The sequence below is a fragment of the Streptomyces sp. NA02950 genome (genome assembly GCF_013364155.1).
Classification (GTDB): domain Bacteria; phylum Actinomycetota; class Actinomycetes; order Streptomycetales; family Streptomycetaceae; genus Streptomyces.
Window position 1 is genome coordinate 2909023 of the sequence record NZ_CP054916.1, and the last position, 20039, is coordinate 2929061.

The 20039-nt window shown below is 72.4% G+C and carries 17 protein-coding genes; 3 read left to right on the forward strand and 14 right to left on the reverse strand.

The window, feature by feature from the left end; translation table 11 throughout:
• Nucleotides 1–105: 105 nt before the first annotated feature.
• Nucleotides 106–1134: an SIS domain-containing protein gene (locus HUT19_RS12175; protein WP_176180491.1), complete on the reverse strand. Its 1029-nt coding sequence runs from the start codon at nucleotides 1132–1134 to the stop codon at nucleotides 106–108.
• Between the two features lie 253 nt (nucleotides 1135–1387).
• Here HUT19_RS12175 and HUT19_RS12180 point away from each other — a divergent pair, with 253 nt between their 5' ends.
• Nucleotides 1388–2470, forward strand: a complete 1083-nt coding sequence (locus HUT19_RS12180) for a LacI family DNA-binding transcriptional regulator (RefSeq protein WP_176180492.1) — start codon at nucleotides 1388–1390, stop codon at nucleotides 2468–2470.
• Between the two features lie 240 nt (nucleotides 2471–2710).
• Nucleotides 2711–2866 carry a hypothetical protein gene (locus tag HUT19_RS12185; RefSeq protein ID WP_176180493.1) on the forward strand — a complete coding sequence of 52 codons (156 nt, stop codon included), beginning with the start codon at nucleotides 2711–2713 and terminating at the stop codon, nucleotides 2864–2866.
• 3 nt (nucleotides 2867–2869) lie between these two features.
• On the opposite strand, the gene gatB is transcribed toward HUT19_RS12185, so the two are convergent.
• The 11 genes from gatB to mnmA all read right to left on the reverse strand — a co-directional run bounded on the left by gatB (nucleotide 2870) and on the right by mnmA (nucleotide 16067).
• Nucleotides 2870–4375 carry an Asp-tRNA(Asn)/Glu-tRNA(Gln) amidotransferase subunit GatB gene (gatB, locus tag HUT19_RS12190; protein WP_176180494.1) on the reverse strand — a complete coding sequence of 502 codons (1506 nt, stop codon included), beginning with the start codon at nucleotides 4373–4375 and terminating at the stop codon, nucleotides 2870–2872.
• 14 nt (nucleotides 4376–4389) lie between these two features.
• Entirely contained in the window at nucleotides 4390–4629 is a 240-nt protein-coding gene (locus tag HUT19_RS12195; protein WP_176180495.1) for a hypothetical protein, read from the reverse strand.
• Nucleotides 4626–6119, reverse strand: coding sequence for an Asp-tRNA(Asn)/Glu-tRNA(Gln) amidotransferase subunit GatA (gatA, locus tag HUT19_RS12200; RefSeq protein ID WP_176180496.1), 1494 nt, complete (start codon nucleotides 6117–6119; stop codon nucleotides 4626–4628). Before gatA ends, HUT19_RS12195 begins: the two co-directional genes overlap by 4 nt.
• Nucleotides 6120–6124: 5 nt before the next feature.
• The gene (gene gatC / locus HUT19_RS12205) at nucleotides 6125–6421 is read right to left on the reverse strand and encodes an Asp-tRNA(Asn)/Glu-tRNA(Gln) amidotransferase subunit GatC (protein ID WP_176180497.1); all 297 of its coding nucleotides are present in this window, start codon (nucleotides 6419–6421) and stop codon (nucleotides 6125–6127) included.
• A 155-nt stretch (nucleotides 6422–6576) separates the two neighbouring features.
• Nucleotides 6577–8676, reverse strand: coding sequence for a bifunctional diguanylate cyclase/phosphodiesterase (locus HUT19_RS12210; RefSeq protein ID WP_176180498.1), 2100 nt, complete (start codon nucleotides 8674–8676; stop codon nucleotides 6577–6579).
• 258 nt (nucleotides 8677–8934) lie between these two features.
• Nucleotides 8935–11133 carry an NAD-dependent DNA ligase LigA gene (gene ligA, locus HUT19_RS12215; RefSeq protein ID WP_176180499.1) on the reverse strand — a complete coding sequence of 733 codons (2199 nt, stop codon included), beginning with the start codon at nucleotides 11131–11133 and terminating at the stop codon, nucleotides 8935–8937.
• A gap of 15 nt (nucleotides 11134–11148) precedes the next feature.
• Nucleotides 11149–12165, reverse strand: a complete 1017-nt coding sequence (locus HUT19_RS12220; RefSeq protein WP_176180500.1) for a methionine synthase — start codon at nucleotides 12163–12165, stop codon at nucleotides 11149–11151.
• A gap of 483 nt (nucleotides 12166–12648) precedes the next feature.
• Nucleotides 12649–13338: an SDR family oxidoreductase gene (locus HUT19_RS12225; RefSeq protein WP_176180501.1), complete on the reverse strand. Its 690-nt coding sequence runs from the start codon at nucleotides 13336–13338 to the stop codon at nucleotides 12649–12651.
• 120 nt (nucleotides 13339–13458) lie between these two features.
• Entirely contained in the window at nucleotides 13459–13986 is a 528-nt protein-coding gene (locus HUT19_RS12230; protein WP_176180502.1) for a TIGR00730 family Rossman fold protein, read from the reverse strand.
• A 109-nt stretch (nucleotides 13987–14095) separates the two neighbouring features.
• Complete coding sequence (locus tag HUT19_RS12235; protein WP_254886154.1) at nucleotides 14096–14692, reverse strand: HdeD family acid-resistance protein; 597 nt, start codon at nucleotides 14690–14692, stop codon at nucleotides 14096–14098.
• A 217-nt stretch (nucleotides 14693–14909) separates the two neighbouring features.
• Entirely contained in the window at nucleotides 14910–16067 is a 1158-nt protein-coding gene (mnmA, locus tag HUT19_RS12240; RefSeq protein ID WP_176180503.1) for a tRNA 2-thiouridine(34) synthase MnmA, read from the reverse strand.
• Between the two features lie 160 nt (nucleotides 16068–16227).
• Here mnmA and HUT19_RS12245 point away from each other — a divergent pair, with 160 nt between their 5' ends.
• Nucleotides 16228–16914 carry an N-acetylmuramoyl-L-alanine amidase gene (locus tag HUT19_RS12245; RefSeq protein ID WP_176180504.1) on the forward strand — a complete coding sequence of 229 codons (687 nt, stop codon included), beginning with the start codon at nucleotides 16228–16230 and terminating at the stop codon, nucleotides 16912–16914.
• Between the two features lie 26 nt (nucleotides 16915–16940).
• Here the strand turns inward: HUT19_RS12245 and HUT19_RS12250 are convergent, their stop codons facing one another.
• Together HUT19_RS12250 and HUT19_RS12255 are read right to left on the reverse strand one after the other, a co-directional pair.
• Nucleotides 16941–18560, reverse strand: a complete 1620-nt coding sequence (locus HUT19_RS12250) for a hypothetical protein (RefSeq protein WP_303331858.1) — start codon at nucleotides 18558–18560, stop codon at nucleotides 16941–16943.
• Between the two features lie 291 nt (nucleotides 18561–18851).
• Nucleotides 18852–20021: a cysteine desulfurase family protein gene (locus HUT19_RS12255; protein WP_176180505.1), complete on the reverse strand. Its 1170-nt coding sequence runs from the start codon at nucleotides 20019–20021 to the stop codon at nucleotides 18852–18854.
• Nucleotides 20022–20039: the final 18 nt, after the last annotated feature.

A 20039-nucleotide genomic window follows, 5' to 3' on the forward strand; every position in this document is an offset into this window, starting at 1 on the left:
TCCTCTTTCGGATGTCGGACGTCGGTTTTCGCATGGCGGGGTTACGGGGCGGCCCGGTGCGGCACTGCTCGCGCGGCGCCGCACCGGGCCGGGGAGGGAACGGGCTCAGTAGGCGACCTTGAACATGTAGCGGCGCTGGTCGAGGTCATGGCCGCGCACCGCCTCGTAGTGCCGGGCCAGCCGGGTGACCAGCACATCGAGCACGATGGGGCTGATCTCGCCGCGCAGTTGCTCCGGGACGCCGGGCAGGGTCAGCGACCGGGTGTCGAGGTAGTGGGCCTTCTTGGTGTAGGTGTCCAGGAAGGTGCGGGCGCGCTCGGCCATCGGCCGGGTGGCGTCCTCACCGAGCAGCAGCAGGACCGGCTGGTCCTCGGTGACGACCTCGAACGCGCCGTGGAAGAACTCCCCGGCGTTGAACGAACCGGCGTGCTTCCACTGCATCTCCATCAGGTAGCACATCGAGAAGCCGTAGCCCGCGCCGTAGTTGGGCCCGGCGGAGAGCACATAGGTGACCTCCTCGTCGGCCAGGGCGGTGGCGATCGTGTGGTTGAGCTCCTCGGTCTGCTCCTGCGCCGCGTAGAGGGCGTCGGGCAGCGCCTCGTACGCGCGGCGCACGGCGAGGTGGTCGCCGTCGGCGCCGAGCACTTCGAGCAGGGCGTGGACCAGCTGCCCGAACAGCACCTGCTTGGGGGCGACGACGGTGTCCTCGCTGCGGTAGGTGAAGGCGATCTCGGCGGCCTGCGCCAGCGGGCTGTCCGCGCTGCGGGTGAGGGCGGCGACCCGGGCCCCGGCCCCACGGGCGTAATGGGCCGCGGCCACGGTCTCCTTGGTGGTGCCGGTGTGGGAGGAGACCAGGACGAGGGAGCCCTCGCCGAGCAGCGCGGGGCGGCGCAGGTTGAACTCGTCGCTGTTCATGTGGAAGACGGGGAGCGGCGCCCGGGTCTCCAGCAGGTAGTGCGCGGGGTAGGCGGCGGTCAGCGAGCCGCCGCAGCCGACGAGGAAGACATTGCGCAGCCCGGACGCGACGACGTCGTCGATGAAGCGGCGGGCGGTGTCGTTCTGGCCGAGGGCAAAGGAGACGGCCTCCTTGAAGTCCGCGGTGATGGGCTTGAGCGGAAGGGTTGCGGTGGTCACGCCGGTCCTCTCTGCGTTCGAGGCATGGGGAGGTCGCCGCCCGTCAGGGGCGGATTCGGTGGTGTGGACTTGGGTGGGGGGTCCTGGAGCGGGCTCCTGGACCGGACCCCCGGATGGGGGGTTGAGAACGTTCCCACCATCGGGGATTGGGAACGTTCTCAACGCCGCATGTTGGGAACCTTCCCACCGCCTCGGTGACGGCGTCAAGAGGCGGTACGCACCGACCGTCGCCAGCCGATAACCTGGCCTGGCCATGACGAGCAACCGACGCCGCGCCGCGACCATCCCCGACGTCGCCCGGGAGGCCGGAGTCTCCCGGTCCACCGCCTCCCGGGCCCTGGCCGGGTACGGCTCGGTCAGCCCCGAGGCGCGCGAACGTGTCCGCGCCGCCGCCGAGAAGCTGGGCTACCGCGCCAACCAGCTCGCCCGCAGCATGATCACCGGCCGGACCCATACGCTCGGGGTGGTGATCGCGGACATCCAGAACCCGTTCTTCGCCGGGGTCACCCGCGGGATCACCGACGCCGCACACGCGGCGGGCTACCAGGTGCTGCTGGCCAACACCGACGAGGACCTCGGCGCCGAGCGCGCCGCCGTGAAGACGCTCTGCGACAAGCACGTGGACGGCCTGGTGGTGGCCCCCGCGTCCACCACCGAGGTCGGCCATCTGGCCGCGCTGGTCGAGGGGGTGTGCCCGGTGGTGCTCCTGGACCGGCACGCGCCCGCGCTGCCGACGGACGCGGTGACGGTGGACAACCAGGGCGCGAGCGAGGACGCGGTGCGCAGGCTGATCGCCGCCGGACACCGCCGGATCGCCCTGGTGACGCTGGTCGGCAGCGAAACGGGGAACGGGGCGGGGGCGGAGGACGAGGCCTCGGCCCCGGGGCCGTTCCCGATCTCGACCGGTGTCGAGCGCGTCGCGGGCTATCGCGCCGCGCTGCGTGCGGCCGGGGTCGAGGACACCGACGCGTATCTGCGGGTGGGCACCTTCCACCGGCAGGACCCGGCCGCCCTCACCGACGAGCTGCTCTCCCTGCCGGAACCGCCGACCGCCGTCTTCGCCACCGACAGCATGATCGCGCTCGGGGTGCTCTCCGCGGTGAACGCCCGCGGGCTGCGCGTCCCGGACGACATCTCGGTGGTCGCCTTCGACGACGCGGAGTGGACCCGGGTGGTCCGGCCGCGGCTCAGCGTGGTGGCCCAGCCGGTGCAGGAGTTGGGGGCGGAGGCGGTACGGGCGCTGGTGACCCGCATCGAGACGGGCGCCCGGCCGCCGCGCCACATCACGCTGGACACGGCCTTCATCACCCGCGACTCGATCGCCCCACCGCCGTAGGCGGGCCGGAGGCCGCCGGGAACGAGCCGGTGCCGTGGGCGGCCCGGAGAGCCGCGGCCCGCCGGGCCGCGCCGCCGCGGACGGCCCGCCCGCTCACGGCGCCGAGTCCGCCCCGCGCGCCAGGACCGGCCACGCGCCCAGAGGCGGCCTGCCGTAGGCGGTGACCGCCGACGCCCGGCACCGACCTCACCACAACGGCTCGCCCCGCGCCGCCGGGCGCGGAGCCGCCCGGCCTCGGCGGTGCCGACGGACCGGCGGCTGCGCCACGGCTGCGGCTTCGGGGCGACCGCCGGTGAGCACGCGGCGGCCGCCGCGGGCGGCGGCTGTCCGTCCGTCGGCCGCGGGCAGCACAACGGGGCGGGCCCCAGCGGGCCCACCCCGTCGTCGGTCCGGTGACGCTCAGCCCTCGACGCCGAGCTTCTCCAGGATCAGCTGACGGACGCGCGCCGCGTCCGCCTGGCCGCGGGTGGCCTTCATGACCGCGCCGACCAGCGCGCCCGCGGCCGCGACCTTGCCGCCGCGGATCTTGTCGGCGATGGCGGCGTTGGCGGCGATCGCCTCGTCGACGGCGGTGCCGAGCGCGCCCTCGTCCGAGACGACCTTCAGACCGCGCTTCTCCACCACGGCGTCCGGGTCGCCCTCGCCCGCGAGCACGCCCTCGATGACCTGGCGCGCCAGCTTGTCGTTGAGCGAGCCCTCCTTGACCAGGGCGCACACCCGCGCGACCTGCTCCGGGGTGATCGGCAGGGCGGCGAGGTCGGTGCCCTCCTCATTGGCCCGGCGGGCCAGTTCGCCCATCCACCACTTACGGGCCTGGTCGGCCGGGGCACCCGCGTCGATCGTGGCGGTGATCAGGTCGAGCGCGCCCGCGTTGAGCACGGACTGCATCTCGTGCTCCGAGATGCCCCAGTCCTCGCGCAGCCGGGTGCGGCGCACCCGCGGCAGCTCCGGGAGCCCGGCCCGCAGCTCCTCGACCCACTCCCGGGGCGGGGCGACCGGCACCAGGTCCGGCTCGGGGAAGTAGCGGTAGTCCTCCGCCTCCTCCTTGACCCGGCCGGGGGTGGTGGAGCCGTCCTCCTCGTGGAAGTGACGGGTCTCCTGGATGATCTTCCCGCCGCCGCTGAGCACGGCGGCATGGCGCTGGATCTCGAAGCGCGCCGCGCGCTCCACCGAGCGCAGCGAGTTGACGTTCTTCGTCTCCGAGCGGGTGCCGAACGTCTCGGCGCCGTGCGGCCGCAGCGAGAGGTTCACGTCGCAGCGCATCTGGCCCATCTCCATGCGCGCCTCGGAGACCCCGAGCGCCTTGATGAGCTCACGCAGTTCGGTGACGTACGCCTTGGCGACCTCCGGCGCCTTCTCCCCCGCCCCGACGATCGGCTTGGTGACGATCTCGATCAGCGGAATCCCGGCCCGGTTGTAGTCCAGGAGGGAGTGCGAGGCGCCCTGGATACGGCCGGTGGCGCCGCCGACATGGGTGGACTTGCCGGTGTCTTCCTCCATGTGGGCGCGCTCGATCTCGACGCGGAAGATCTCCCCCTCGACCTCGACGTCCAGATAGCCGTTGAAGGCGATCGGCTCGTCGTACTGCGAGGTCTGGAAGTTCTTCGGCATGTCCGGATAGAAGTAGTTCTTCCGGGCGAAGCGGCACCACTCGGCGATCTCGCAGTTCAGCGCGAGCCCGATCTTGACGGCGGACTCGACACCGGTCGCGTTGACGACCGGCAGCGAGCCGGGCAGGCCGAGGCAGGTGGGGCAGGTCTGGGCGTTGGGCTCGGCGCCCAGCGTCGTGGAACACCCGCAGAACATCTTGGTCTTGGTGCCGAGCTCGACATGCACCTCGAGCCCCATCACGGGGTCGTAGGCGGCCAGGGCGTCCTCGTACGACACCAGTTCAGTGACGGTCACGGAAAACTAACCTCTCAGTCCGCGAGGACGTCGTCGTCGCCCATGCGCTTCAGCTCGCGGACGAGCAGGGCGACGCCGGTGACGATGGCGGCGGCGGAGACCACCGCATCGGCCAGCTGGAGCTTGTCGTTCTCGAAGCGGGCCTTCTTGGCCTGCTTCAGGACGTTGACCGCGCCGAACAGCGTGGTCCCGATGGACAGGTAGGTACCGGGCTTGGACTTCTTGAAGCCCTTGGCCTTCTTCAGAGCGCTCACAGGGACGGTGCCTCCTCAAGCAGCGGGTGGCCCCACGCGGCGGTGAGCGCGGCCTCGACCGCGGCACCGACCTTGTAGAGCCGGTCGTCGGCCATGGCAGGGGCGATGATCTGCAGGCCCACCGGCAAACCGTCCTCGGGTGCCAGCCCGCAGGGCAGCGACATGGCCGCGTTGCCCGCGAGGTTCGCCGGGATGGTGCACAGGTCGGCCAGGTACATCGCCATCGGGTCGTCGGCGCGCTCGCCGATCGGGAAGGCGGTGGTCGGGGTGGTCGGCGAGACCAGCACGTCGACCTGCTCGAACGCCTTCTCGAAGTCCCGGGTGATCAGAGTACGGACCTTCTGCGCGGAACCGTAGTACGCGTCGTAGTAGCCGGAGCTGAGCGCGTAGGTGCCGAGCATGATGCGGCGCTTGACCTCGGCGCCGAAGCCCTCCGCGCGGGTCAGCGCGGTGACCTCCTCCGCGGAGTGGTTGCCGTCGTCGCCCACCCGCAGGCCGTAGCGCATGGCGTCGAAGCGGGCCAGGTTGGACGAGCACTCCGACGGGGCGATCAGGTAGTACGCGGCCAGCGCCTTGTCGAAGGAGGGACAGGAGATCTCCACGATCTCGGCGCCCAGCTCGCGCAGCAGCTCCACCGACTCGTTGAACCGCTGCATCACGCCGGCCTGGTAGCCCTCGCCCGCGAACTCCTTGACGACGCCGATGCGCATGCCCTGCACACTGCCGTTGCGCGCGGCCTCGACGACCGGCGGGACGGGCGCGTCGATGGAGGTGGAGTCCAGCGGATCGTGTCCGGCGATCACCTCGTGCAGCAGCGCCGCGTCCAGCACGGTGCGGGCACAGGGGCCGCCCTGGTCCAGGGAGGAGGAGAACGCCACCATGCCGTACCGGGAGACCGCCCCGTAGGTGGGCTTGACGCCGACGGTGCCGGTGACGGCGGCGGGCTGGCGGATGGAGCCGCCGGTGTCGGTGCCGATGGCCAGCGGGGCCTGGAAGGAGGCCAGCGAGGCGGAGGAACCGCCGCCGGAGCCGCCGGGGATGCGGGTGAGGTCCCACGGGTTGCCGGTGGGTCCGAACGCGCTGTTCTCGGTGGAGGACCCCATGGCGAACTCGTCCATGTTGGTCTTGCCGAGCACGATGACGCCCGCGTCCCTCAGCCGCCGGGTCACGGTGGCGTCGTACGGCGGGAGCCAGCCCTCGAGGATCTTGGAACCGACGGTGGTCGGGATCCCCTGGGTGGTGAAGATGTCCTTGAGCGCGAGCGGGACACCGGCCAGCGGGCCCAGCTCCTCGCCGCGCTCCCGCCGCTCGTCGACCGCGCGGGCCTGGGCGAGCGCGCCCTCCCGGTCCACGTGCAGGAAGGCGTGCACCTTCTCGTCGACGGCCTCGATACGGGCCAGATGGGCTTCGGTGACCTCGACGGCGGTGAGTTCGCTGGAGGCGACCTTGGCGGCGATCTCCGCCGCGGTGAGCCTGGTCGGATCGGCCATGGCGGTCACTCCTCCCCCAGGATCTGCGGCACCTTGAAACGCTGCTGCTCCTGGGCCGGGGCGCAGGCCAGCGCCTCCTGCGGGGTCAGCGAAGGACGGACCTCGTCCGGGCGCATGACGTTGGTCAGCGGCAGCGGGTGGGAGGTCGGCGGTACGTCTTGGTCGGCGACCTCGGAGACGCGGGCGACCGCGCCGATGATGTCGTCCAGCTGTCCGGCGAAGTGGTCGAGCTCTTCGTCCTTCAGCTCCAGACGCGCCAGCCGGGCGAGGTGGGCGACCTCCTCGCGCGTGATGCCAGGCATGCAGGGATCCTCGGGGTGAGTGTGTAAGTTCCGGCCCCAATCCTATGGCGCCGCCGGCGCCGGGCGCGAAACGCTTTCCCCCCGTCTCTCCCCTGTCCCGTCCATCCGCCCCGTTCACCCGTGCCGTCACCCGCGCCGGTTGCCCCCGCTCCGGGCTAGGTGACCGGCTGGTCGGCGTCGGTTTCGGCCGGGGACGGCTCGGCGTCCCGCTCCTCGCGGCTCCAGCCGCTCTCACCGCGGGCCCGCAGCCAGGCGGTGGTCTCCTCGGGCGGCATGGCGGCGGCCACCAGCCAGCCCTGGACCGCGTCGCACCCCAGGTCGCGCAGGCGCTCCCAGGTCTCGTCGTCCTCCACGCCCTCGGCGACGACCAGCAGGCCCAGCGAATGCGCGAGGTCGACCGTACAGCGGACGATCTCCGCGTCCTCGTTGTCCACGGCCAGCCGGGCCACGAAGGAGCGGTCGATCTTGAGTTCGCTCACCGGGAGCCGCCGCAGATGCACCAGGGAGGAGTAGCCGGTGCCGAAGTCGTCGAGGGACATCCGCACGCCGTGGCCGGTCAGCCCGGCGAGGGTGTCGGCCGCGCGCTGCGGGTCCTCCAGCAGCACATGCTCGGTTATCTCCAGCTGGAGGGCACCGGCCGGGACGCCGTGCCGGGCCAGCCGCCCGGCCACCGCGCCCGCGAAACCGGGGGTGTGGACATCGCGCGGCGAGACATTGACGGCGACCGGCACCTCGAGACCGTCCGCCCGCCACCGGGCGACCTGGCCGAGGGCGGTCTCCAGCACGTATTCGGTCAGCCGCGGCATCAGCCCGGAGCTTTCGGCCATGGCGATGAACTCGTCCGGCGGCACCCGGCCGCGGTCCGGGTGCACCCAGCGGACCAGCGCCTCCAGCCCGGCGACATGGCCGTCGAAACCGACCTTGGGCTGGTAGTGGAGCTCCACCTCGCCCGCGTCCAGGGCGCGCCGCAGATCGCCCAGCAGTCCGAGCCGGTCGGGGGTGTTGCCGTCGCGGCGGGCCTCGTAGAGCTCGACCCCACTGCGGTCCCGCTTGGCCTGGTACATCGCGACATCGGCGCGGCGCAGCAGCCCCTCGGCGTCCAGCGCGTGGTCGGGGTAGACGGCGACCCCGGCGCTGGCCTCGAGCACCAGGGTGAGCCCGTCGAGGTCGAGCGGTGAGCCGAGGTCGCCGACGAGGACGCGGGCGGAGCGCTGGGCGGCGGTGAGCGAGTCGGTGGTGGGCAGCAGCACCGCGAATTCGTCTCCGCCGAGCCGGGCCACCTCCGCCCCGCGCGGCAGGGCCCGCCGCAGCCGCTCGGCGATCTGGAGCAGCAGCCGGTCGCCCGCCAGATGACCCAATGTGTCGTTGACCGAACGGAACCGGTCCAGGTCGAGCAGAACGAGCGCGGTACGGGTTCCGGCCCTCTCGGCCTCGTCCAGCGCGGCCCAGGTGCGCTCCAGCAGCCACTGGCGGTTGGGCAGCCCGGTGAGCGGATCGCGCAGTTGCTCCTCGGCGCGCACCCGGGCGATCCACAGCGTGGAGTCCAGGGCGACCAGCGGGACCGCGAACAGCGGGAGCAGCAGCGGGGTGTCCCCGGCGACGACGACGATCAGCGGGGCGATGCCGAGCAGCGCGATCCCGACGAGGGCGTGCCGGACGAGGGCGGTGCGGGCGGCGGTGGGCAGTCCGGCGCCGGGCGGGGCGAGGGAGTACCAGAGCAGGGCGCGGGTGACGGCGAGATAGACGAAGGCGGTCAGGACCGTCTGGGGGATGGCGGACATCGCCCAGGTGTCGGTGTGCCAGGGGTGTTCGACCGAGGGCCGGGTGCCGAAGGCGGCGAGGGTGAGGGCACCGGCGCCGACGCCGAGGATGTCGACCGCGCCGTGCAGCACGGCCTGTCGCCAGCGGTGCCGCCGGGCGGCGCCGACCAGCACCACCACGGCGAGGCTGATGAGCACGGCCGGGATCCAGCCGTAGAGCAGCAGCGCGGCCAGGGTTAACGCGGCGCCGGAGCCGGTGCCGCCCCACCAGCGGTCCCGGCCCAGGGCGACGAGATGGCCGACGATGATGCCGGTGAGCACGGCGAACGACCAGCCCACCGTGCCGTCGGGAAAGAGTGCGTGGCCCGCGTCGAGCACCCGGAACACTCCGATGCCGAACGCGAAAGCGGCCATGGCGACCGCCGCGGCCGGCAGCGCGGGCAGGACTGCCCGGCGCAGCCGCGACGCCGGGGCGGCGCTTTCGGTCGGTTTCATACCCGTCCCTCTCACAGCCGGCGGTGCCAGCGCCACGGCAGGCGCACACCTCAACAGTAGGCGGCAGAAGGCCGGGACGGGCGGGGATCGGCAGCGGTTGCCCGAATGCCGCCCGACGATCGGTGACCTTCTGGTATGCGCTGTAAGGGTGATGCCCGCCGGCTGCGTGCGGGAAGTGCTCCCAGTCGTAATCCGGCCACCTTTGAACTGCTGTACAGACAAGATGGCCGGACCACTGCGCCGGTCGGGTGGACCGGGCTACTCCTCGGATGACTCCGGAGCCGGCAGAGCGGCCTCTTTCGCGGCGTCGGGCCCCTGTTCGAGGAGAACGGCAAAACCCTCGTCGTTCAGAACCGGAACCTTCAACTGCATGGCCTTGTCGTACTTCGAGCCGGGATTGTCGCCGACAACGACGAAATCAGTCTTCTTCGAAACAGAGCCGGTGACTTTCGCCCCGCGGTTCTGCAACTCCTCCTTGGCGCCGTCCCGGGTGTGCGAGGCCAGGGTGCCGGTGACCACCACGGTGAGCCCGGCCAGCGGCCGCGGGCCCTCGTCCTCGCCCGCCTCCTCCTCCAGCCGCACCCCGGCCCGCCGCCACTTCTCCACGATCTCGCGGTGCCAGTCCACGGTGAACCACTGCTTGACCGAGGCCGCGATGATGCCGCCCACGCCCTCGACGGCCGCCAGCTCCTCCTCGCTCGCCTCGGCGATCCGGTCCAGCGAACGGAATTCTCGGGCCAGCGCGGTGGCCGCGACCGGCCCCACATGGCGGATCGACAGACCGGTGATGATCCGGGCCAGCGGACGCTGCTTGGCCGCCTCGATATTGGCCAGCATGGCCAGGGCGTTCTTCTTCGGCTCGCCCTTCTGGTTGGCGAAGAAGGTGACCACCTTCTCCTCACCGGTCCTGGGGTCGCGCTTGGGCAGCCCGCTGTCCGGATCCAGTACGTACGACCTGATGGGCAGCAGTTGTTCGATATCGAGATCGAACAGATCCCCCTCGTCCTTCAGCGGTGGATCGGAGGGCTCCAGCGGCTGGGTGAGCGCGGCGGCGGCCACATAGCCCAGATTCTCGATGTCCAGGCACTTGCGGCCCGCGAGATAGAAGATGCGCTCCCTCAGCTGCGCCGGGCAGGAACGGCCGTTGGGACACCGCAGATCGACATCGCCCTCCTTGGCGGGCTGCAACGGGGTGTGGCACTCCGGGCATTCGGCGGGCATCACGAACTCCCGCTCGTCGCCGTCCCGCAGATCGACGACCGGCCCCAGGATCTCCGGAATGACATCGCCCGCCTTGCGCAGCACCACGGTGTCGCCGATCAGCACGCCCTTGGCCTTGACCACGTCCTGGTTGTGCAGGGTCGCGAACTCCACCTCCGAGCCCGCCACCGTGACCGGCTCCACCACCGCGTACGGCGTCACCCGGCCGGTGCGGCCCACGCCGACCCGGATGTCGACCAGCTTGGTGTTGACCTCCTCGGGCGGGAACTTCCAGGCAATGGCCCAGCGCGGCGCCCGCGACGTGGAGCCCAGCCGCCCCTGCAACGGGATCTCGTCCAGCTTGACGACCGCGCCGTCGATCTCGTGCTCCACCGAGTGCCGGTGCTCGCTGTCCCCGTAGTACGCGATGTACTCCCGCACGCCCTCCAGGGAGTCGACGACCCGGTAGTGGGCCGCGGTCGGCAGCCCCCACTCGTGCAGCAGCTCGTACGCCTGCGACAGCCGGTCGATGTCGAAGCCTTCACGGGCGCCGATGCCGTGGACCACCATGCGCAGCGGGCGGGAGGCGGTGACCTTCGGGTCCTTCTGGCGCAGCGAACCGGCAGCCGCGTTCCGCGGGTTGGCGAACGGCGGCTTCCCGGCTTCCACCAGCCGGGCGTTGAGCTCGTCGAAGCGCTCGCGGGGGAAGAAGACCTCGCCGCGCACCTCCACCAGCTCCGGGATCCGGTCGCCCTTGAGGCGGTTGGGGATCTCGGCGATGGTGCGCACGTTGGGCGTGATGTCCTCGCCGGTGCGCCCGTCGCCCCGGGTCGCGGCGCGGGTCAACCGCCCCCGCTCATAGGTGAGGTTGACCGCCAGCCCGTCCACCTTGAGCTCGAGGAGGTAGTGGTACGAGGTGTTCCCCAGCTCGCGGGCGATGCGATCGGCCCACGCGGCCAGTTCCTCGTCGTCGAAGGCGTTGTCCAGGCTGAGCATCCGCTCGCGGTGCTGGACCTCGGTGAACTCCGTCTCGTAGGCCCCCGCGACCTTCTGGGTGGGCGAATCGGGCGCCCTGAGCTCGGGGTGCTCGTCCTCCAGGGCCTCCAGGCTGCGCAGCAGCCGGTCGAACTCCGCGTCCGAGACGATCGGGGCGTCCTTGACGTAGTACCGGAAGCGGTGCTCCTCGACCTGCTCAGCGATCTTGGCGTGCTGATCCCGTGCCTCGGCGGGCACTGTCGACTGCTCTTCGCCGGCCACCGTGTCGTCCTCCCGTTACTCAGGGTTGTCCGCGAGCGATCTCGCCGCCCGGACGCAATGGGCCAGCGCGGCACGGGCATACGCGGGCGAAGCACCCGCGAGCCCGCACGACGGAGTGATCACCACGGACTCCGCGAGAGTCCCCGGCGACAGCCCCAGCCTGCGCCACAGCGTCCTGACACCCCTGACGCTACCGGCAGGGTCGGACAATGGACCCTCCACGCCGGGGACGGCGCCGACGAACAGCGCCGTACCGCCCTCCACGGTCTCTCCGACCGCCTCCTCCTCACTCTCCGTGAGGAGCGAGAGGTCGAAGGAGATGCCCGCGGCCCCGGCCCGGCGCAGCAGCCGGAACGGCACGGACGGCGCGCAGGAGTGGACCACCACGGGCCCGTCCGCCGCCGCGACCAGATCGCGCAGCGCGCCCTCGACCACCCCCCGGTCCACCGCGGGGTGGGTGCGGTAGCCGCTGGCCGTACGGACGCTCCCGGCCAGCACCGCGGTCAGCGACGGCTCGTCGAGCTGGAGCACCACCTCGGCGCCCGGCACCCGGCGGCGCACCTCCGCGAGATGGGCCCGCAGGCCCTCGGCGAGCGAGGCGGTCAGGTCCCGGCAGGCACCCGGGTCGCTCAGCGCGGCCTCCCCGCCGCGCAGTTCCAGGGCGGCGGCAAGGGTCCACGGCCCGACGGCCGACACCTTCAGCGCCCCCCGGTGCCCTTGCGTGTACTCCTCCAGGGCGTCGAGGTCCTCGCCCAGCCAGGACCGGGCCCGCCGGGTGTCCCGGCCCGGCCGGTCGCTGATCCGCCAGCCGCTGGGCTCGACATGGGCGTACAGCTCGACGAGCATCCCGGCGGTCCGCCCGATCATGTCCGCGCCGGGCCCCCGCGCGGGCAGCTCCGCCAGATACGGCAGGGCCTCCAGCGACCCGGTGACGGTCTTCGCGGCCTCCCGCGCGTCGCCGCCCGGCATCGACCCGACGCCGGTCGCGGCCCCCGCGCCCCAGCTGTGGTGGTTGCTGCTCTTCTCGCTCACCCGGGAAGCCTAAGCGCTCCGCGGGAAGCGCCACGCGGTGCCGTCAGTCGTCCGCCGCCGCGTGGTGGCCGGTCGCGCCCACGCGGCGGAGCCGCACATCGACACAGCCCCGCGCCCCCGCGGGGCGCAACCGAACCGCACCGGATTTCAGCGCGGCCGCTCAGGCACTGTCCGGGCGGTCGCGGATCGGTCCGCGGCGCCCGGCGCGGGGGGGCGCCTCCCAGCGGTGGCCGGGGGAACGTCGCGCGCCGAGAAGATCACCGGGACACGGCCCGTGGAACTCGCCCGGGGCGGTGGCGCCGCCGCCCGGACCGGGCACCCCGGCGGACGGCGGCGACAGCGACGCCGGTGACGGCGACGGCCGCGCCGACGTACGGACCCGCCGCGCGGACGTACGGGTCAGCCGCGCGGACCCACGGGTCAGCCGCGCGGACCCACGGGTCAGCCGCGCGGACCCACGGGTCAGCCGCGCGGACGTACGGGTCAGCCGCGCGGACGCACCGACAGATCGGTGATCTCCGCGTCATGCGGCAGGTCGAGCGCGGTCAGCACGGTGGTGGCCACGGTCTCCGGCGCGATCCAGCGGTCCGGGTCGTACTCCTTGCCCTCCTGCTGGTGCACCTTCACCTGCATCGGGGTCGCGGTGCGCCCGGGGTAGACGGTGGTCACCCGCACCCCGTTGCCGCTCTCCTCCCAGCGCAGCGCGTCGGCCAGCGCCTTGAGGCCGTGCTTGCTCGCGGCGTACGCGCCCCACTGGGCGTTGGCACGCAGTCCCGCACCGGAGTTGAGGAACAGCACATGCCCCTTGGCCAGCCTGAGCTGCGGCAGCAGCAGCCGGGTCAGCTCGGCGGGCGAGACGAGGTTGGCGGCGAGCTGGCGGTTCCACGCCTTGGGGGTCAGCTCACCGATCTCCCCGAGGTCGACCACGCCCGCGATGTGCAGCAGCGAGTCCAGCCGGTCCGGCAGGGTCTGGTGACTCAGCGCCCAGGACAGCTTCTCCGGGTCCGCGAGGTCTCCGACGACCGTGCGCGCCCCGGGGAACCGCCGCTCCAGTTCCTTCGCCCGTCCGGCGTCCCGCGCCAGCAGCCACAGGTCGTCGCCGCGGCCGGCCAGCCGCTCGGCCACCGCCGTACCGATGCCCGAGCCTGCCCCAGTGATCAGATGCGTTCCCATGCCCCCAGCTTGCCTCACCGCGTGCACGTGCACGCCCTGGCTTGGCGCAATCCCGCGCACCCGGGGCGGGTGGCCTTCCCGCCGGGCGCCCGCGTCCTGTAACGGCCGACGGCGGCGCTCCTAGACCGTCTCCAGATACGCCATCGCCGAGGCGCCGTCGTCCGCGAAGAAGACCAGCTCGCTCAGCGGCCGGGGCAGGAAACCCTCCGCCTCCATCCGCTGGAACTGCTGCCGCAGCCCGTCGTAGAACCCGGCCGTGTTGAGCAGCACCACCGGCTTGATGTGCAGACCGTGCTTCTTCAATTCCAGGATCTCGGTGGCCTCGTCGAGCGTCCCGGTGCCGCCGACCATGACCACCACCGCGTCGGCCCGGGCCAGCAACTGCGCCTTGCGCTCGGCGAGATCCTTGGTGATCACCATCTCGTCGGCGTTCGGGCGGGCCTTATCCGCCAGGAACTCCACCGAAACCCCCACCAACCGCCCGCCGTTCTCGTGCACCCCGTCCGCCATGACCTTCATCAGCCCGACGTCCGACCCGCCCCAGACCAGTGTGTGCCCGCCCTTGCCGATCAGCTCGGCGAACTCCCGGGCGGGGGCGGTGTAGCGGGCGCCGAGATCAGCGGCGGAGCAGAAGACACAGATGTTCATGGCGCCACTCTACGAGTGCGCGGCGCGCCGCCCCGGGGGCCGGACCCCCGTCGCACGCCCGCCCGGGACCCGCGGGGCGACGCCACCCGCCGGGAGCCTCACCCGGTGGCTACGGCTGGGGGTGGGGCTGCGAGCGGAAGTGCAGGCCGCGTCCGGCCCTGCGCGGTGGACGGTGGCCGCTGCCGACGCGCAGCTGGACGCCGTGGACGATTTCGACCGCCCCGAGGGCGATCAGCCACACCCCGGCGGTCAGGGCGAGCGCCGTGATGGAGCCGAAGGGCAGGACGATCAGCAGGATTCCGGCCAGCACACTGATCATCCCGAGGGCGATCTGCCACCCGCGGGCGGGCAGCCTCTCCGCGGAGATGGCCGTGGCGGTCAGCATGACGCCGCGCAGCAGCCAGCCGAATCCGATCCACAGGGCGAGCAGCAGGATCGACTGCGCGGGCCCGCGGAAGCAGAGCAGTCCGAGGAGCACGGAGAGGGCGCCGCTGACGAAGCCCAGGACGCGCAGATGCCGCGGCACATGCGCACCGAACGCCCCGGCCAGCTGAAGGATGCCGCTGACCAGCAGATACGTACCGAAGAGAGCGCCGACCACCGCCAGCGTGGCCGCCGGCCACGCCAGTACGACGATGCCCAGCACGATGGCCGCCAGGCCCGCGGCGACCAGCACCTGCCAGGCGGCGTCGGACAGGACGCCCATGAGACCGGCGTGCAGACCGACGAGGCCACCGGGGCCGCCGGGTCGCTCGCCCCGCTGCTCGTCGGCGCCATGAGGGGTATCGGAGGAGAAAATCACGGTCGTCCACCTCCTGGGGCTCCTCGGGAAGGAGGATCGCGGTAGACCGGACGCAACCATCGTCACCCCGCGGCCGCCGCTTCGCCTGGGGAACCGCCCGGCACCCCGCGCCGGGCCGGTGCTACGCCCGCGGAACGGCCGGGCGCGCCCGCTCGGTGGTGGCGATGGTCGCCGAGCCGACCACCCGCGTCCCGTCGTAGAGGACGATGGCCTGGCCGGGGGCGACGCCCCGGACCGGCTCGGTGAAGGTCACCCGCAGCTCGGCGCCGTCGACCAGCTCCGCCGTGACCTCGGTCTCGCCGCCGTGGGCGCGCAGCTGGGCGGTGTAGCCTCCGGGGCCCGAAGGGGCCGTGCCGCACCAGCGGGGCCTGACGGCGGTGAGGGCGGCGACGTCCAGGGACTCGGCGGGGCCCACGGTGACCGTGTTGTTCACCGGGGAGATGTCCAGGACGTAGCGCGGCTTGCCGTCGGGCGCCGGGTGGCCGATGCGCAGCCCCTTGCGCTGGCCGATGGTGAAGCCGTACGCACCCTCGTGGCTGCCCAGCCTGCGCCCCTCCTCGTCGACGATGTCGCCCTCGGCGGTGCCCAGATGGCGCGCGAGGAAGCCCTGGGTGTCACCGTCCGCGATGAAGCAGATGTCGTGGCTGTCGGGCTTCTTGGCGACCGCGAGCCCCCGCCGCTCGGCCTCCGCGCGGATCTCGTCCTTGGTGGTCAGCGTGTCCCCGAGGGGGAACATGGCGTGGGCGAGCTGGCGCTCGTCCAGCACCCCGAGGACATAGGACTGGTCCTTGGCCATGTCGCTGGCGCGGTGCAGCTCACGGGAGCCGTCCTCGCGGAGCACGACGGTGGCGTAGTGGCCGGTGCACACGGCGTCGAAGCCGAGCGCGAGCGCCTTGTCCAGCAGCGCGGCGAACTTGATCTTCTCGTTGCAGCGCAGACAGGGGTTGGGGGTGCGGCCCGCCTCGTACTCGGCGATGAAGTCCTCGACCACGTCCTCGCGGAACCGCTCGGCGAGGTCCCACACGTAGAAGGGGATGCCGATCACATCGGCCGCGCGCCGGGCGTCGCGCGAGTCCTCGATGGTGCAGCAGCCGCGGGCGCCGGTGCGGAAGGACTGCGGATTGGCGGAGAGCGCGAGGTGGACGCCGGTCACGTCGTGGCCCGCCTCGGCCGCGCGGGCCGCCGCGACCGCGGAGTCCACCCCGCCGGACATGGCGGCGAGGACGCGCAGGCGACGGCCGTCGCGGGGACCTGTGGGCGCACCGGGGAAGTCAGTCATAACCCCTCCAGGGTAGGCCCTGCCCCGGTATGGCCTCCGCGCGGAGCGGCCCCCGCCGCCCGGCGGCGGGCACGTCGTCCGGCGGCCCGCCCGCACCGGCGCCCTGTCATGATCCGAGCACCCCGGAACCCGGCCGTGGCCCCCGCGCGTTGAGCGGACCGTGAGCGAGAGCACAGGCGGGACCACCACGACCGGCGGCGGGCGCCGCCGGATCAGCAGGCGCGCCGTGCTGCTCGGCGGTACCGCGGCCGGGCTGACCGCGGCCGGGGTCGCCGGGTACGCCGCACGGGAGGATCTGGAGCGGCTGTGGTGGCGGCTGCCCGGGGTGGACCAGGAGCGCGTGGCCGGGGCGGTCGACCATCCGGGGGCGGAGTGGGTCGCGGCCTCGGGGGCGAACTGGCGGCGGGCGGACCGGCCGTACGACTACCCCGTGGACCGGGTGGTGATCCATGTGGTGCAGGGCGGTTTCGCGGACGCCCTGAGGGTCTTCCGCGATCCCGGGCACCGCGCCGCGGCGCACTATGTGGTGCGGCGCGACGGCCATGTCGCGCAGACGGTCCGTGAGCTGGACGTGGCGTTCCACGCGGGCAACCGCGCGTACAACGAGCGCAGTGTCGGCATCGAGCACGAGGGCTTCGTCAGCCGGGCGAGCTCCTTCACGGACGCGATGTACCGCTCCTCGGCCGAGCTGACCGCCGCGATCTGCGAGCGCTACGGGATACCGAGGGACCGCGAGCACATCGTGGGCCATGTGGAGGTGCCGGGCACCGACCACACCGACCCGGGGCCCCTGTGGGACTGGGACCGCTATCTGCGGCTGGTGCGGGCGGTGCGGTCGGCGACGTGAGGGGTGAGGGCCCGGCGGACAGGGGATCAGGAGGCGCCGAAGACGACGGCGAGCGGACGGCCCTTGCTGTCGCTGGTGGGCCTGCTCGCCTCGCTGTCGCCGATGTACAGCTTCTTGCCCTGGTAGATCATCGTGCAGTCGCCGTAGGTGTCCATGTCCGATTCCGCGTCCTTCATGTCGTCCGGATGCTTCTGGAGCGTGGTCATGTCGAAGGTCTTGGGATCGATCCGCACGACCCCGCCGCCCTCGCTGTACATGGAGCCCAGATAGGCGAACACGGATCCGTCCTGGTCCGTCTGGATGGGGATCAGCGACCTGCTCTCGGCCATCTTGGTCTTCCCGGTCTCCTTGCCGGTCTTCAGGTCGATGCCGGTGATCCGTTCGCCCGGACCGCCGTCGTCCACGTCCACCTCCGAGGAGAGGTAGATGGTGCCGCTCTTCTTGTCGAGGGCGAGCTCCGTGCATCCCTCCACGCCGGTGGCCGGACAGTCCGGCTGGTACCCCTTGGCCAGGACGTCGATCGTGCCGAGCAGTTTGCCCCGCTTGCCGCTGTCGTCGATGGTCAGGATGTCCGTGGTGCCCGTCCCGGCGTCCGAGTCGCCGGTGTCGACGGCCACGACGAGGGGTGCGGTGGAGATGACGTGCGCGTATTCGACCTTCCCGGCCAGCTTGTAGGAGGAGGTCACCGCCCGCGTCCTGGGATTCACCGTCTGGATCTCCAGCCGCTCGGTGCTGGCGATGTCCTCTTTACAGCCGCGGATCGCGATGAGCTTGTCGTCGCCGCCCGCGTACCCGTTGTCGTCGCAGTCAGCGATGTACTTCGGCCTCCACAGCGGTGTGCCGTCGAGCGACCAGGCTCCTCCGCCGCTGGTACCCCCCGCCGCCACGGTGCCACCGCCGACGGTGACTTCGTCGAACTCCACCCCGGCGTTGCCCTCGGTGTCCGACCCCTCCTTCTGCCAGGCCAGCTTGCCCTTGTTCAGGTCGACCAGAGCGACCTGGGTGCACGACGCGTCGGCCCCCTTGCCGTCCCGGAACAGGACCGCGGTCATGTCCTCCTTGGTGACATTCCGGGATGCCCAGCAGAGCTGCCCGTCGAGCGGTATCTCCCACTGCGACGTGGCGCCGTCGAGCGAATAGCCGACGATTTTGTCGACTTCCCCCTTCACGAAGTTCTTGTCGGTCACCCAGGTGCCCATGCTGTTGGTGTCCTTGCCGACCTTCGGCATGGACACCTTGCCCAGCGTCTTCGCCTGGACACCTTCAGAGGACGATCCTCCGCTCTTGCCGCCGTCGTCACCTCCGGTCGCCAGCGCGATTCCGCCGCCCACCAGGGCCACCGCGAGGACTCCGCCGATGATCATCCCCAGGGGCGGCTTGGACCGCCGGCCACGGCCACGGCCACGGCCGCCCCCGCCCGAGCGGCCGTGCCCACCGGGCCCACCCGGACCGCCACCGTGCCCGCCCGAGCCGCCCGGACCGCCCGGCCCCCCGGGGCCGCCGTAGCCCTCGGGACCGCCCGCGCCCGGCCCCGGGTATCCTCCGCCGCCGAAGTGCCCCGCCGGCGACGGCGGTTGGTGCGGCCCTTGCGGGTGCGGCGGCGGATACGACGGCTGGTGGTGCGGCGGCAGCGGAGGCTGCGACATCCAGGGCTCCTGTTCACACGGGCCCGGCTCAGGAACCGGCGCTCACCGCGTGCTCATCGTGCCGGACACGCCGCCGGCACGGGAAACCGCCCACGCCGATCCGGCTCGGGCCGGTTCTCATAAAAGGCGGCCTGCGCATTCCCCCGGAATCACAGGACCGTTGCGGATCAATTCTTTCCGCCGCGCCTCCGCGATCTCAAGCGGAAATCCCTGTTCCGGGGACTATTTGGAGTGAACGGCAGATCACTTCGCATTCCCCGGTGAGACGAAAGGGGCAGGAGCGGACAGGGCCTAACTCAGCCCGGCGCCGCGCGCCCGCTCCACAGCCGGGCCGATCGCCTCCGCCACCGCGTCCACATCGGCCTTGGTCGAGGTGTGGCCGAAGGAGAAGCGCAGCGTGCCGCGGGCGAGGTCGGCGTCGGTCCCGGTGGCCAGCACCACATGGCTGGGCTGGGCGATACCGGCCGTGCAGGCGGAGCCCGTCGAGCAGGAGATGCCCTGTGCGTCCAGCAGCAGAAGCAGCGAGTCGCCCTCGCAGCCGGGGAAGGAGAAGTGGGCGTTGGCCGGGAGGCGGCCCGCGGGGTCGGGGTCGCCGCCGAGGATCGCGTCGGGCACGGCGGTGCGCACGGCGGCGATCAGCGCGTCGCGCAGCGCGCCGATCTCCCGCGCGAACTCCTCGCGGTGCGCGGCGGCATGGGCACCGGCGACGGCGAACGAGGCGATGGCCGGGGTGTCCAGGGTGCCGGAGCGCACCTGGCGCTCCTGGCCGCCGCCGTGCAGCAGCGGTACGGGGCCGTGTTCACGGCCGAGCAGCAGCGCGCCGATGCCGTAGGGGCCGCCGATCTTGTGGCCGCTGACGGTCATCGCGGCCAGCCCCGAGGCCGCGAAGTCGACCTCCAGCTGGCCGAACGCCTGGACCGCGTCGGCGTGCAGCGGTACGCCGAACTCCTCGGCCGCCTCGGCGAGTTCACGGACCGGCTGGACCGTGCCGATCTCGTTGTTGGCCCACATGACGGTCGCGAGGGCGACGGTCGCGGGGTCGCGGGCGATGGCCTCGCGCAGCGCTTCGGGATGCACCCGCCCCAGGGAATCGACCGGCAGCCATTCGACCCGCGCGCCCTCGTGCTCGGCGAGCCAGTCGACGGCGTCGAGCACGGCGTGGTGCTCGACGGGGCTGGCGAGCAGCCGGGTGCGGGCCGGGTCGGCGTCCCTGCGGGACCAGTAGAGCCCCTTGACCGCGAGGTTGTCGGCCTCGGTCCCGCCCGAGGTGAAGACCACCTCGCTCGGGCGGGCGCCCAGCGCGGCGGCGAGCGATTCCCGGGACTCCTCGACGGTACGGCGGGCCCGCCGTCCGGCGGCGTGCAGCGAGGAGGCGTTGCCGGTGACGGCGAGCTGGGCGGTCAGCGCCTGCACCGCCTCCGGGAGCATCGGGGTGGTGGCGGCGTGGTCGAGGTAAACCATGGTGGCCCCGATTCTACG

Bases quoted from the DNA above. Each gene is read 5' to 3' on its own strand.
- HUT19_RS12225 (WP_176180501.1), bottom strand. From the start codon at position 13,338: ATGGGAACGCATCTGATCACTGGGGCAGGCTCGGGCATCGGTACGGCG.
- HUT19_RS12180 (WP_176180492.1), top strand. From the start codon at position 1,388: ATGACGAGCAACCGACGCCGCGCCGCGACCATCCCCGACGTCGCCCGG.
- HUT19_RS12230 (WP_176180502.1), bottom strand. From the start codon at position 13,986: ATGAACATCTGTGTCTTCTGCTCCGCCGCTGATCTCGGCGCCCGCTAC.
- gatA (WP_176180496.1), bottom strand. From the start codon at position 6,119: ATGGCCGATCCGACCAGGCTCACCGCGGCGGAGATCGCCGCCAAGGTC.
- gatC (WP_176180497.1), bottom strand. From the start codon at position 6,421: ATGCCTGGCATCACGCGCGAGGAGGTCGCCCACCTCGCCCGGCTGGCG.
- HUT19_RS12210 (WP_176180498.1), bottom strand. From the start codon at position 8,676: ATGAAACCGACCGAAAGCGCCGCCCCGGCGTCGCGGCTGCGCCGGGCA.
- HUT19_RS12235 (WP_254886154.1), bottom strand. From the start codon at position 14,692: ATGGGCGTCCTGTCCGACGCCGCCTGGCAGGTGCTGGTCGCCGCGGGC.
- mnmA (WP_176180503.1), bottom strand. From the start codon at position 16,067: ATGACTGACTTCCCCGGTGCGCCCACAGGTCCCCGCGACGGCCGTCGC.
- HUT19_RS12255 (WP_176180505.1), bottom strand. From the start codon at position 20,021: ATGGTTTACCTCGACCACGCCGCCACCACCCCGATGCTCCCGGAGGCG.
- HUT19_RS12250 (WP_303331858.1), bottom strand. From the start codon at position 18,560: ATGTCGCAGCCTCCGCTGCCGCCGCACCACCAGCCGTCGTATCCGCCG.